Source organism: Bradyrhizobium sp. LeoB3, from assembly GCF_055456055.1.
The window spans coordinates 1-12,594 of record NZ_JBVBEF010000149.1; the positions used below are offsets into that span (position 1 = coordinate 1).

Genomic DNA, 12,594 nt, shown 5'->3' on the forward strand with positions numbered 1-12,594 from the left:
AGCGAGCGACGGCGGCTCCGAGGGGATGGCTTGGCCGGACCCCATGATCAATTTTGCTGAACTTGACGCACAGAACTATAGGGAGAGGTCGGCGCGTAGCGCCGGGTGAGGGGATCTGCTCTATCGAGGGACCCTAACCCCTCACCCGCGCCTCCGGCGCGACCTCTCCCTTCGGGAGAGGTGAACTTGCGGCCAAGCCGATTCAACCAATGACATCGAGCTCTAGTGCATGATCTCCGCGCAAACGCTTCGCGTTTGTCGCGAGGGAAAACCGGTCTCCACTTTTCCGGATCACCCGCCGTCAGTGCGAGCCACCGGGTCGGCACGCAATGACGATGTGGGTGCAGCGGGTGCGACAAATCAACCCGACGAGGCTGGGCAAATCAGTGATTTAACTCCGCGCGTCTCACCCGAATGAGGGGCGGGTCGCGATCGTTACGAACGTTGCGGTGAGATGCGGTGGACGCGATGCGTACGCGGCTCTATCTCCTCACCCTGAGGAGACCGCGTAGCGGTCGTCTCAGGATGAGGGTCCAACAGCGAGCGCGGGTCGAACCGTGGGCACGGGGCCGCACGCCTTTGCCCACCCCACGTTGCTACGCAATCACCAGATCGCAATAGGCATAGCCGTCGCGTTGCACCCGTTCGCCGGCGCTGACTGCGATCCGGTGCGAGAACATCGGGCCGGCCACCACACACGTATGAAACTCGCCATTCTCGCCGCATGGATCGACACCATCGGGGAGGTCGGCGAGAAGCTGCGTATCGAACCGGCGGCCGGCGAATTCGGCAGGCAGCCGCTTCAGGTCAACGGTCGCAAGATAGGCTTCCAGCCCGCTTGCGATCATGACTTGCGCCAGTGCCGGCGTCGGCCGCTCCCACAGCGGGAAGATCGGCGTGATGCCGGTGCCAACCAGCTTCTGCTCGCGGTAGGCCCGGATATCGGCGAGGAAGAGATCGCCGAAGATCATGTGGGTGATGCCCTCAGCGACGGCCTGCGCGACCGCTTCACCCATGCGCGCCTCATAGACGTCGTTGGGACAAGGGTATGGGATCGGCACGATTCGCTGCGGCAGCCCCGCCGCCTCGCATTGCGCGCACAAGATCTGCTGCCGCACGCCGTGGACAGCGACGCGCTCCAAGGTCTCGGTGACGGTCGTCAGCGCGCCAACGACCTCGAACTCTCCCGTCTGCATCACTTCATGCAATGCGAACGCGCTGTCCTTGCCGCTGGACCAGGAGATCAGCGCCTTCGGCCGCGGCATCAGTCGAACAGCCCTCGCGGCTGAGCCGATTGCGCCGGCGGCGCGCGCCTGCGCTGCTTCTGTGGCGGCGGTGCTGCCGCCGACGGCGCTGCCGGCAACGCGCCGATCCGGCGCAGTGCCGCTTCCGCGGCCCGCTCGCCGCTTTCCCAGGCGCCGTCGACCGTACCCCACAAGGTGTCATGCGTGGCCTCGCCGGCGAAATACATGCAGCCGACCGGATCGATTAGCGCTCTCCGTGCGGCCTGCCCGCCGGGCGCGGCCACTGACATCGCGCCAAGTATGTAGGGCGAAGCGTTCCAGCGCGTGGCGCTCGACTTCTTGATGCCGGCCACCGCATCGCTGCCGAACAGCTTCTTCAGCCATTCCGTCGCGAATGCGATCATCGCCTGCTCACCCTCTGCCGACAGATCGCGGCCGAACGAGCCCGCGACGTCGATCGTGCACAAGGACGAACCGCCGACATTGGCATAGAGCAGCGCGGTGCGCGTCGAGTTGCTCTGCTCGATCAGGACATCATCGTGCGCAAGCCCGAGCGGATTGCCTGACATCTGCAGCGCGATGCGGTCGTAGCTGCCGAGGCTGAGCTTTGCGACCGCATCGACCACGCGCTTGGGAAGTTCGGAATCGAACTTGAGCTTGCCGGCCGCGAGCACATTCGTCGACACCGTGATGATGGCGGCGCGCGCGAGGATCTTGCCCGACGGCGTGTTCACCTCGACGTCGCGGTTGCTGTAGGAGATGCGGGTGGCGGGCGTCGACAACGCCACCGGCAACTGCGCGCCGAGCTTCGCGATCAGCGTGCCGAGCCCTTGCCGACACGCGACTGCGTTGTCGCGATCCTGCGCCCGCGCCTTGTCGACGACCGAGACCTCCTTGAGGTCCTTGCCGGTGAAACTGGCGCCGAGCACGAACTCCGCCGTGCCGGCCCAATCGCCAAGCTCCTTTGGCAGCACCGAGGCACAGGACACATCGCTTCGGCGCGCGGCATCATCGATCGCGCGATTGGCGCGCACCAGCGCGGCTAGGAATTCCTCGGTCTCGCCGGGACGTGCGTTACGGCGGCCGATCCGGATCTTCTCGCCCGACGGCGCGGGCAGCAGCTCGAGCCCCGCGGTCCGCGCGAGGCGGAGCATCGGATTGGTCTCGGGATTGTGCACCCAGCGCGCGCCGCGATCGAACGGAACCTCGAAGGTCGAGCTGTCGGTCTGGCAGCGGCCGCCGATCTGGCTTGAGGCTTCCAGCACGATCACCTTGCGGCCCGCCGCCAATACGCGCCGCGCCGCAGCAATGCCGGCGGCGCCCGCGCCGATGACCACGATGTCAGCATCGCGCGCCGGCGGCGCGGCTCCAGAGCGGCCGGCAGAAAGCGAAGTAACGGCAATGCCCGCGGACGCCGACAGGAAGTTGCGGCGGGTGATTGTCATATCATGGTTTCCGCAGGCTTGACGCAAATGGGAACAGCCCGCGAACCTTGCCGCATCTCATGCGACGCAGCAACCATCATGGTGAATCAATCATGATTGATCGGCTGCGTCGATGAACTAAATTGCAACCGCTCGCGACCATGATAAGGAACCAAAAAGCGGAAGGGCAAGCCGCGCAGGGGGAAGCATTTATGGGCGTCATGCTCGACACGATCGGCCAGGTGATCGCGGGCTACCTGCAGAAGGAGATCCCGGGCTACGAGCCGTTCACGCCGAGCGATCCGGAGCATCTGCGCGGCGTGATCCAGCCTGGCGATGTCCTGCTGGTCGAAGGCAACAACCGCATTTCCGGCATCATCAAATACCTCACGCAATCGACCTGGTCACACGCCGCGCTCTATGTCGGTCCGGTCGACGGCGCCTGCGAGCCTGACGGCGAGCCGCATGTGCTGATCGAGGCCAATATCGGCGAGGGCGTGACGGCTGCGCCGCTGTCGAAATATTTCCCCTATCATACCCGCCTCTGCCGCCCGGTCGGCCTCTCCTACGAGGACCGCGAGACGGTGTGCCGCTACGCCATCAACCGGATCGGCTTCGGCTACGACACCAAGAACATCGTCGACCTCGCGCGCTATCTGTTCCCGCTGCCGGTGCCGCAGCGCTGGCGGCGGCGGATGATCGCCTTCGGCTCCGGCGATCCCACCAAGATCATCTGCTCGGCGCTGATCGCGCAGGCCTTCGATGCGGTGCGCTACCCGATCCTGCCCAAGATCACCCGCACCTCGAGCCGCAAGGCGCGGCGCGAGATCCTGCACATCCGCGATTCCTCGCTCTACATGCCGCGCGACTTCGATATCTCGCCCTATTTCGAAGTCGTCAAACCCACCATCGTGCACGGCTTCGACTACACTGCCCTGCACTGGGCCGACAAGCAGAAGCCGCTCGAGGAGGTGGCGGGCGAATTCAGTGTGTTTCACGAAAAGTCGCCGCCGCTTGTTCCTGAAACGACTGACCAGGAAACGCCGATTCCGGCTGCGCCTGAGGATACGGAAGTGAAGACGCCGGAGCTCGCGGCCTAGATTAGAAGCGCGCCGCCAGCGTCAGGCGGACCGCGAGCGGTTCGGCCGGGTGGATGTGGCGATCTGCGACGCCCTCGATCGGTTCGCCCGGCAGGCGCGACAGATAATAGTATTCGATCTGGTTGGTATTGGCATTGAAGAGATTGAGCACGTCGAGCTGCAGCCGCATGCCATTGTCGAACTGATAGCCGGCCCGGGCGTTGAAGATCAGCGAGGATTGCGAGCGCACGCTGTCATCCTCGATCAGCGGACGCGGCCCGAAATAGCGCGCGGTCAGGGCGCCAAACCAGCCGGTCTCGCGGCCGAACGTCACGGCGCCGCTGGCGATCCAGGCCGGCGCGCCCGGAATGAAGTTGCCGACAGGATCGAAATCGGTGAAGCGCGCACGGGTATAGGCGAGATCGACGTCGATGCGCATCCACGGCAACGGCCTGTACTGATTGGTCCACTCGATGCCGATGCGCCGACTCGGACGGCTCGCCTCGGTGGTGCCGGCATCGCCGACGAACAGGAGTTCGGAATCGAAGTCGAGCACGAACACCGCGAGCGAGCTGGTCAGGCCTTCGATCGCCTTGGTACGGATACCGACCTCGGCGCCCTTGGAGCGGACCAGCAGCGGCACGCGGTCGAGCGGCGTCACCTTGTCGGCGGGATCGACAGTGATCGTCGCGCCGCGGATGTCGTTCGAATGCAGGCCATAACCGGCATTGCCGTAGAATTCGGTCTTGTACCACGGGCCCAGTACGATGCCGGCCTTCGGGCTGGTCATAGCGGCCTGCGCATTGCCCGAATTTTGCGGCGTGTCGCTGAAGACATGACCCGCAAAGAAATCCTCGCGGAGGCCGACCGTGGTGCGCAGCCAGTCGGTCCAGCGCGCGGTGGTGTCGGCCCACAGGCCGACATTGCCTTCCTGCACACGGTCCTGGCGCACCGTCGAGAGCGCCTCGCGCTGGAAGGTCTTGAACAGGCCGACCTCGATATCGTCGCCGCGGGTCTGCAGGCCGACACGGGTCTGGGTCTCGATGCTGGCGACGCGCGCATCGAAGGCATGGGAGGCATTGAAGCCATAGACGGTGCGGCGATCGAGCTGGCTGAACTGATCGCCATTGATGGGATCGTCGAGGAAATAGGTGAAGTTGTTGAACAGTCGCAGCGACGAACGGATCACATAGGCATTCGCGAGAGTCTGGCCGTAGTCACTCGACTGCGCCCAATTGCCGGACAGGCTGAAGCGGCTCGAGGTGCCGCCGTCGGTCGGATCGAGCGAGCCGAAACGGTTGATCAAACCCTGGTCGATCGCGCGCTGCGCGACCTGGTCGGTCGACGTCCAGCCGTTGGAATAGGCCATCGCCGACAGCGTAAACCCATCGGTCGCGGTGCCCTGGCTGTAGCGCAGCACGCCGCTCGCCTTGCGCACATCGTCCGGCACGTCCCACGGGCCGTCATATTTGTTGGCCACGATCGCACCGAGCAGCGTGCCCTCGCCGACCGCCGTGGAGCCCGCCGCCAGCGCGCGCTGATAGCCGAAACTGCCGAAGGTCACCTGTGCGATGTTCTTCGGCAGTCGGTTGACATAATCGATGCCGACGCTGCCGGCGGAGGAGAAGTCTCCAGTGTCCGCATAGTACGGCCCCTTGCGAACGTTGACGGAACTGATCAGTTCCGGGATCAGGAAATTGATGTCGGCATAGCCCTGGCCGTGGCCATGGGTCGGCATGTTGACGGGCATGCCGTCGACCTTGATCGCAAGATCGGTGCCGTGGTCGAGATTGAAGCCGCGCAGGAAATACTGGTTGGCTTTGCCCTCGCCGGAATGCTGGGTGACGATCAAGCCGGGCACCACTTCCAGGACCTCGCCGACGCGCGACACCGGCAACGCATTCACCTCCTCGCCGCTGATGCGCATCTCGCTCGCGGCGGTCGGCAGCAGATTAGCCGCACCCACTTGTCCCGAACCGAGGGCGATGCCGCCCGCCGTCGATGCCGGCTGAGCCGATTGGGCTGTGTGAGGACTTTGCCCGCTGCGCGGACGGTGCGACTGTTCGGCCCGCTTGATCCGCTTTGGTGGCGTCGTCTGCGGCGACGTCACCGTGACCGCAGGAAGTTGATTGCCGGGCTGGCTGGCAGCCGTTTGTGCCTGCGCCGGCGACGTGAGAACAACAAGGGAGGCGGCGGGAAAAACCCACCCGACAAGTTTGCGCAATGCCCATGCCCCCGCATGGCAACCTGCTACAATCCGACAGGCAACCAGTTCGACTTCAACCCAGCCCGGCGAGGCTAACAAAGCTCAGTATGACGTTACAACAAGAATATCATACTGACGCACCCGCGGCGCCAATCGGAAATATCTGATGCAACGGATCACCATCACCATCGAGGACGATCTGCTCGACGAGATCGACGCCGCGGCAAAAACGCGCGGCTACCAGAACCGCTCGGAGATCATCCGCGATCTCGCCCGCGCGGGATTGCAGCAGAGCGCGGAGGACGCGGCGCAGTCAGGGCAGTGCGTGGCCGCGCTGGTGTATGTCTACGACCACGCCGCACGCGACCTTTCAAAGCGGCTGGTGCAGAACTTCCATGGTCACCACGACCTCTCGCTGGCGACGCTGCACGTCCATCTCGACGACGATAGCTGCATGGAAGTGACCGCGCTGAAAGGCGCCGCCGGCGACGTCCGCCATCTCGCCGACCACGTCATCGCCGAACGCGGCGTGCGCTATGGCCGGGTCGTGATGATCCCGACCGCACCGGACAAGAAGCCGCGCAAGCATGGGCACCGGCACGATTGAAGGCGGCGGTCCGGCTCTTGCCGAAGCCGCCGGTCATATCTAACTGTCGCAGGGGCTTTTTGGAGATAGACCCACGATGTTGGATGCCGCCGTCAAGGCGCTCACGCAAATCCTGTCGCCGCCGATGCGCTCGATCCTGTGGCGCTCGGTCGGCGTGGCGCTGGTATTGGTGACGGTGCTCGCAATCGGATTGCAGCGGCTGTTGAGCTGGTTTGCCGACTATGGCGAGGTCTGGGCCGAAGGCCTGCTCGGCCCCAACTTCCACTCCACGCTCCACGTGCTTTCCTGGATCGTATCGATCGCCGCCGGCCTCGGCGTGGTGCTCGGCGGCATCTTCCTGATGCCTGCGATCACCTCGCTGGTGGCGAGCCTGTTCGTCGACGAGGTTGCCGACCATGTCGAGCGCGAACATTATCCGGCCGAACAGCCCGGCGTCGCGCTGCCGTTCAACCTCGCCATGACCGAGGGCATCAAGACCGCGCTGCTGACGATACTGGTCTACCTGATCGCGCTGCCCTTCGTGCTGTTCGCCGGCGCCGGCTTCCTGATTTTCTTCTTCGCCACCGCCTGGCTCTTGGGCCGCGAATATTTCGAGCTTGCGGCGATGCGGTTCCGGCCGCCGGCTGAGGCCAAGGCGATGCGCCGCGACAATGCGGCGACCATATTCACCGCCGGCCTGATCATCGCCGCCTTCGTGTCGATTCCGATCGTCAACCTGGCGACGCCGCTGTTCGGCATGGCCTTCATGGTCCACATGCACAAGCGCCTGTCAGGCCCGAGGCCGGAATTGCTCGAGCCGCGGCGGCAGGGAATATCGATGCGCTAGCAGTCGACGATCAGGCCACCGACATTCCGCACTTGCGCATCACCATCTTGGCAAAGCCGAACGGCTCAGGCGTAAACGGACCCGGCGGCGCGCGGGTAATCAGGGCGACGAAGAACAGCGCAGTCATCGCCAGCCAGAAGCACAGCCAGAAACCGTCGATATAAGCGAGCACGTTGGCCTCGCGCTGCACCAGCGCCGCCAGCGTTCCCACCGCCCGCGCCTGGGCGAGGCCGACGCCGTGTGCCGCGAATTCGTCGGCGAGCTGCTTGAGCATGCGCACGACATTGACATCGCCATTGGCGACGTGTTGCCCGATATAGTTGGAGTGGATCTGCTCGCGGACGCGCAGCCAGGTGCCCATCAGCGCCACGCCGATCTCGGCGCCGCCAAGCCGCATGATCTGGATATAGGCGGCGAACGCCGTGGCGCGGCTCGGGTCGGAATTGGCCAGCGCCATGATGATGACCGGCAATAACGTCAGCGACTGCCCGATCGATTGCAGGAGAACGATGCCGGCAAAATCCCCCCGCGCCCAATCGTGGGTCAATTGCGTGCCCCAGAGATTGGCGGCCGCGAATGCCGAAAATCCCAGAACAACAACCGTGCGCGGATCGAAATGCCTGAGCAGATAGATCGAGATCGGCACCAGCACGAACATCGGCAGCGCACCGTAGGTCAAGAGCAAAACGCCGCTCTGCTCCGGCCGCATCAGCGCGATCGTGCCGAGGAAGTTCGGCACCAGCGATGAATTGGACAGACTGGTGAGGGTGTAGAGCAGGATGACGAGCAGCGAGAGCCCGACGTTGCGCGAGAACAGCACGTTCACATGCGCCCAAGGCTGCCGCACCATTGTCTCATTGATCACGAAGACGACGAACAGCGCCGCGCCGCCAAGCAACAGTGCCATCACCGTGCCGGATTCGAGCCAGTCGAGCCGATTGCCCTGATCGAGACCGGCATAGATCATCGACACCGAGCTGCCGAGCAGGAGCATGCCACCCCAATCCGCATCGCGAAGCAGATCCTTGTTGACGGGTTCGCTGGGCGTGCCGAGATAGACCATCAAGGCCATCAGCGGCGCGATGACGACGCCCTGCCAGTACACCCACTGCCAGCCGAGATGATCGACATAGAAGCCGACCAGCGAGGTCGAGGTATCCAGTGCGAAGCCGACCCGGATCGCGTAGATCGATATCGCCGGAATCCACCAGCGGATCGGTAGATTCCGGAACACGATCATCAGCGTCGCCGGCACGAAGGTGCCGAGCAACAGGCCATGCACGATGCTGAGCCCGATCAGCGTCGGGTAATGGTCGACGAATGGGATGACCAGCGACACCCCGGCATAGGCGAGGCTCGGGATGCCCAACACGCGGCGCAAGCCGAACACGGTGGCGAGCCAGGCGACCGCCGGCGCGATGAAGATTTGCGAACCGATTCCTGCGGTCGAAATCCAGGCGCCCTCGTCGAAACCGAGTGAGAATGCGCCGCGCAGGTCCGGCAGGCCAACCGTGGTCAGCCGGCTGTCGACATTGGCGAGGAACGCGCCGAGCAGCACCGCAGCCACCGCAAACAGCGGCTGCCGCGCGATGCCGCCCTGCGAGACCGGTCCACGGCCGGCGTCGTCATTTGCCGCCATTCGTCCCCGCATCGGCAGTGTTGATGCTGGTGATCACCGACATGCCAGGCAACAGGCGCGAGAGCAGCGGCTGATTTTCGTCGAACCGGATACGGACCGGGATGCGCTGCACGACCTTGGTGAAATTGCCGGTGGCGTTATCCGGCGGCAATAGCGCGAATTGCGAGCCGCTGGCCGGCGCAATGCGCTCGACGCGACCGCGCAATCTATCACGCGGGAAACTGTCGACGGTGATCTCGACGGGTTGGCCCGGCCGCACCCGTGTGAGCTGGGTTTCCTTGTAGTTGGCGATCACATAGACATTTGGCAGCGGCACGACATTGATCAGGTTGGTGCCGATATTGACGTAGTCGCCCGGCTGCACTTGGCGTTCCCCGACGACGCCGTCGAACGGCGCCACGATTTTGGTGTAGCCGAGCTTGAGCTTCGCAGCGGCGAGCTGCGCCTTGGCAGCATCGAGATCGGCGGCGCGCTGCTTCTTGGTACCCTGCAACACCTCGAGCTGATGGCGCTGCGCGGCAACCACGGCGCGGCTCGCGCGCACATCGGCCTGTGCCTTTGCATAGGCGGCGGTCGCCTGTTCGAGCCTCTGCCGCGTGCCTGCGTCGGTTTGCGACAGCGATTGCTGGCGCTCCTGCTCCTGGCGCGCCTCGACCTCCAGCGCCGCCGCGGAGACTTGCGCGGCCTCGGCCTGCGCGATCGTCGCGTATTGCAGTTCGACCTGATTGTTCAGATTGTCGAGCGCGGCCTGCGCGGCGGCGACGCCGGCTTCGGCCTGCGCAACCTGGGCCTCGTAATCGGCGGGATCGATCTGCACCAGGAGATCGCCAGCCTTGACGTGCTGGAAATCTTTCACCGCTACGGTCAAAACCTCGCCGGAGACGCGGCTGCTCAAGCGCGTCAGCTCGGCGCGGACATAGGCGTCGTTGGTGGTCTGGATCGTGGCTGCGCCGACCCATTCGTCCCAGCGCAGCGTGGCGAGCGCAATGAAGGCGAAGGCGGCAAGCACGGCGAATACGGGAATGGCCAGCCGCGCCAACGTGCTCGACGGCGCGGCGGATGGCTTCGGCGGCGGAGCCGTAGGCGCCGGAGCCGGTGACGGCGCAATCCTGTTCAGGGGTGCCGGGGTGATTTGGTTTTGCTCACTCAAGGTACATTCCCCAGGTCATCCTTCTCACGCAACTACCGAGACAGCGACCGGCCGAGGGCGGCCATCATCGCTCAGACCGTCTTTTCCGGCCACCGGCAAAGATCGTTGATCAGGCATACCTCGCAGCGCGGTTTCCGCGCGAGACAGGTGTAGCGGCCGTGCAGGATAAGCCAGTGATGTGCATGCAGCATGAACTCGGCGGGAATCACTTTCTCCAGTCCGAGCTCGACGTCGAGCGGCGTCTTGCCCGGCGCAAGCCCGGTGCGGTTGGCGACGCGGAACACGTGGGTATCGACCGCCAGCGTATGTTCGCCATAAGCCATGTTGAGCACAACATTGGCGGTCTTGCGGCCAGCGCCGGGCAGCGACTCGATCTCGGCGCGGGTGCGCGGCACCTGGCCGCCGAAATCCGAGATCAGCTTCTCGGATAGCGCGATGACGTTCTTGGCCTTGGTGCGATAGAGACCGATGGTCCTGATATAGTCGCGCAGCTTCTCCTCACCGAGCGCGAGCATTTTCTGCGGCGTGTCGGCGACGGCAAAGAGCGCCCGCGTCGCCTTGTTGACGCCGGCATCGGTCGCCTGCGCCGACAGCACGACGGCAACCAGCAGCGTATACGGATTGAGATGCTCAAGCTCCCCCTTCGGCTCCGGGTTGGCCTTGCGGAACCGTTCGAACGCTTCGCGCACTTCGGCCGGAGTCCAGGGCTTCTGGGCTTTAAGGGATTTCTTTGCCGCGCGAGCGGGTGGCCTCGCCACCGGCTTCTTTGCCGATTTTTTCGACGACGATCGAACGGTGGGTTTCCTGGCGCGTTGAGCGCGGATGATTTTGGCCATGATCGGCCATATACTGGTACGCCATGACTGCTAGCAACGACTTTGACCCCACGCTTGAACCAGAGCTGTTCTCGGCGCTGCTGACGCCGCACCGCTCGCTCAATCGTACCGGCTTCATCGTGCTGATGAGCATCGTCAGCACGGTCAGTTTTGCGGCCGGCGCCGTATTCTGGTGGATGGGCGCCTGGCCGGTGTTCGGCTTCTTCGGCCTCGACGTGCTCGTCATCTACTGGGCCTTCCGCGTCAATTTCCGGACCGCCCAGGCCTGCGAGGAAATCACAGTGACGCCATCGGAATTGCGGGTGCGCCGGGTCAACCATCACGGCCATATCGCGGAATGGGTGCTCAATCCGCTCTGGGTGCAGTTCGAGCAGCAGGTCGACGCCGAGTTCGGCATCGAGCGGCTCTATCTGGTTTCCAGGGGACGCCGGGTCGACATCGGCAGCTTCCTGGGTCCAGACGAAAAAGCTAGTTTTGCCAAAGCCTTAATTGCCGCGCTGAACGCCGCCAAGCGCGGGCCGATCTACAATCCAATCCATTGAGGGTTGTCGGAAAACGGGTGGCTGAAGCGCCGCATGCGCCCTAAATCAGCACCCATGATGACACTCGCCATCCACGATCAGCGTTTGGCCAAGTCGGGCCTCCAGAGTGCCGCGCAGCGCGACTACGATTCGGTACGGCGCGCGATTGCCTTCATCTCCGAGCGTTGGCGCGCGCAGCCGACCATCGAGGCGGTGGCGGACGCCGCCGGTGTGACGCCGGACGAGTTGCATCACCTGTTCCGCCGCTGGGCCGGGCTCACGCCAAAGGCGTTCATGCAGGCGCTCACCCTCGATCATGCCAAGAACCTGCTCCGCGATTCCGCCAGCGTGCTCGATGCCGCGCTCGATTCGGGACTGTCAGGCCCCGGCCGGTTGCACGATCTCTTCGTCACTCATGAAGCGATGTCGCCCGGCGAATGGAAGATTGGCGGCGCCGGCATGACGCTGCACTACGGCTTCCACCCCTCGCCATTCGGAACCGCGATCGTGATCGCCACCAGCCGCGGTCTGGCCGGTCTCGCTTTCGCCGATCCCGGTGACGAAGCAACTGCATTTGCCGACCTGCGCCGGCGCTGGCCGAACGCGACGTATGTGGAGGACGCCGAGGGCACCGCTCCGATTGCACAGCGCGTCTTCGACACGAAACTCTGGCGGCCGGACCAGCCGCTGCGCGTGGTCCTGATCGGCACCGATTTCGAGGTGCGGGTGTGGGAGACATTGCTGAGGATCCCGATGGGACGCGCAGTGTCGTATTCCGACATCGCCTGCAAGATCAACAGCCCGAAGGCCTCGCGCGCCGTCGGCGCCGCGGTCGGCCGCAACCCCGTATCGTTCGTGGTGCCCTGCCATCGCGCGCTCGGCAAAAGCGGCGCGCTGACCGGCTATCATTGGGGCATCACCCGCAAGCAGGCGATGCTCGGCTGGGAAGCCGGGCAGTTGGGATTGCAGTAACATTGCAACGATCTTGTAGATGGGGTAACGGGCCGCGGTCTGCCCTCCAAGCAAGCCGCGCTTGCTACGGCGCTATGGGTGGCGCGCTGC

General features: G+C 64.5%; 11 protein-coding genes. 5 read left to right on the forward strand and 6 right to left on the reverse strand.

Annotated features, from left to right (window positions below; genetic code table 11):
* Positions 1–596: 596 nt before the first annotated feature.
* Both ACZXDY_RS42130 and ACZXDY_RS42135 read right to left on the reverse strand, forming a co-directional pair.
* Positions 597–1,265 carry a Dph6-related ATP pyrophosphatase gene (locus ACZXDY_RS42130; RefSeq protein WP_464349545.1) on the reverse strand — a complete coding sequence of 223 codons (669 nt, stop codon included), beginning with the start codon at positions 1,263–1,265 and terminating at the stop codon, positions 597–599.
* Entirely contained in the window at positions 1,265–2,689 is a 1,425-nt protein-coding gene (locus ACZXDY_RS42135) for a flavin monoamine oxidase family protein (RefSeq protein WP_464349546.1), read from the reverse strand. The genes ACZXDY_RS42130 and ACZXDY_RS42135 overlap by 1 nt, the downstream gene beginning before the upstream one ends.
* A gap of 191 nt (positions 2,690–2,880) precedes the next feature.
* Between ACZXDY_RS42135 and ACZXDY_RS42140 the strand changes: the two genes are divergently transcribed.
* The gene (locus ACZXDY_RS42140; protein ID WP_464349547.1) at positions 2,881–3,768 is read left to right on the forward strand and encodes a YiiX/YebB-like N1pC/P60 family cysteine hydrolase; all 888 of its coding nucleotides are present in this window, start codon (positions 2,881–2,883) and stop codon (positions 3,766–3,768) included.
* Position 3,769: 1 nt separating this feature from the next.
* Here the strand turns inward: ACZXDY_RS42140 and ACZXDY_RS42145 are convergent, their stop codons facing one another.
* A complete protein-coding gene (locus tag ACZXDY_RS42145) occupies positions 3,770–5,971 on the reverse strand; it encodes a TonB-dependent receptor (protein WP_464349548.1) in 2,202 nt (733 codons plus the stop codon).
* A gap of 148 nt (positions 5,972–6,119) precedes the next feature.
* On the opposite strand from ACZXDY_RS42145, the gene nikR reads away from it, so the two are divergent.
* A complete protein-coding gene (nikR, locus tag ACZXDY_RS42150) occupies positions 6,120–6,560 on the forward strand; it encodes a nickel-responsive transcriptional regulator NikR (RefSeq protein ID WP_464349549.1) in 441 nt (146 codons plus the stop codon).
* A 76-nt stretch (positions 6,561–6,636) separates the two neighbouring features.
* Complete coding sequence (locus tag ACZXDY_RS42155; protein WP_028164819.1) at positions 6,637–7,386, forward strand: sulfate transporter family protein; 750 nt, start codon at positions 6,637–6,639, stop codon at positions 7,384–7,386.
* Between the two features lie 10 nt (positions 7,387–7,396).
* Here ACZXDY_RS42155 and ACZXDY_RS42160 read toward each other — a convergent pair whose 3' ends face one another.
* The 3 genes from ACZXDY_RS42160 to nth all read right to left on the reverse strand — a co-directional run bounded on the left by ACZXDY_RS42160 (position 7,397) and on the right by nth (position 11,011).
* Positions 7,397–9,025 (reverse strand): MFS transporter, encoded by a 1,629-nt coding sequence (locus ACZXDY_RS42160; protein WP_464349550.1) that lies wholly within the window; start codon positions 9,023–9,025, stop codon positions 7,397–7,399.
* On the reverse strand, positions 9,012–10,175 hold the full coding sequence (locus ACZXDY_RS42165; protein WP_464349551.1) for an HlyD family secretion protein: 1,164 nt from the start codon (positions 10,173–10,175) through the stop codon (positions 9,012–9,014). Before ACZXDY_RS42165 ends, ACZXDY_RS42160 begins: the two co-directional genes overlap by 14 nt.
* 71 nt (positions 10,176–10,246) lie before the next feature.
* Complete coding sequence (nth, locus tag ACZXDY_RS42170) at positions 10,247–11,011, reverse strand: endonuclease III (RefSeq protein WP_464349552.1); 765 nt, start codon at positions 11,009–11,011, stop codon at positions 10,247–10,249.
* Positions 11,012–11,034: 23 nt separating this feature from the next.
* Between nth and ACZXDY_RS42175 the strand changes: the two genes are divergently transcribed.
* Positions 11,035–11,553 (forward strand): DUF2244 domain-containing protein, encoded by a 519-nt coding sequence (locus ACZXDY_RS42175; protein ID WP_464349553.1) that lies wholly within the window; start codon positions 11,035–11,037, stop codon positions 11,551–11,553.
* A gap of 54 nt (positions 11,554–11,607) precedes the next feature.
* The gene (locus tag ACZXDY_RS42180) at positions 11,608–12,504 is read left to right on the forward strand and encodes a methylated-DNA--[protein]-cysteine S-methyltransferase (RefSeq protein ID WP_130225536.1); all 897 of its coding nucleotides are present in this window, start codon (positions 11,608–11,610) and stop codon (positions 12,502–12,504) included.
* The last annotated feature ends 90 nt before the right edge of the window (positions 12,505–12,594 follow it).

What these genes read in the sequence shown, in the direction of transcription:
- ACZXDY_RS42130 (WP_464349545.1), bottom strand. Translation starts at nt 1,265, where the DNA reads ATGCCGCGGCCGAAGGCGCTGATCTCCTGGTCCAGCGGCAAGGACAGC.
- ACZXDY_RS42135 (WP_464349546.1), bottom strand. Translation starts at nt 2,689, where the DNA reads ATGACAATCACCCGCCGCAACTTCCTGTCGGCGTCCGCGGGCATTGCC.
- ACZXDY_RS42140 (WP_464349547.1), top strand. Translation starts at nt 2,881, where the DNA reads ATGGGCGTCATGCTCGACACGATCGGCCAGGTGATCGCGGGCTACCTG.
- nikR (WP_464349549.1), top strand. Translation starts at nt 6,120, where the DNA reads ATGCAACGGATCACCATCACCATCGAGGACGATCTGCTCGACGAGATC.
- ACZXDY_RS42155 (WP_028164819.1), top strand. Translation starts at nt 6,637, where the DNA reads ATGTTGGATGCCGCCGTCAAGGCGCTCACGCAAATCCTGTCGCCGCCG.
- ACZXDY_RS42160 (WP_464349550.1), bottom strand. Translation starts at nt 9,025, where the DNA reads ATGGCGGCAAATGACGACGCCGGCCGTGGACCGGTCTCGCAGGGCGGC.
- nth (WP_464349552.1), bottom strand. Translation starts at nt 11,011, where the DNA reads ATGGCCAAAATCATCCGCGCTCAACGCGCCAGGAAACCCACCGTTCGA.
- ACZXDY_RS42175 (WP_464349553.1), top strand. Translation starts at nt 11,035, where the DNA reads ATGACTGCTAGCAACGACTTTGACCCCACGCTTGAACCAGAGCTGTTC.
- ACZXDY_RS42180 (WP_130225536.1), top strand. Translation starts at nt 11,608, where the DNA reads ATGATGACACTCGCCATCCACGATCAGCGTTTGGCCAAGTCGGGCCTC.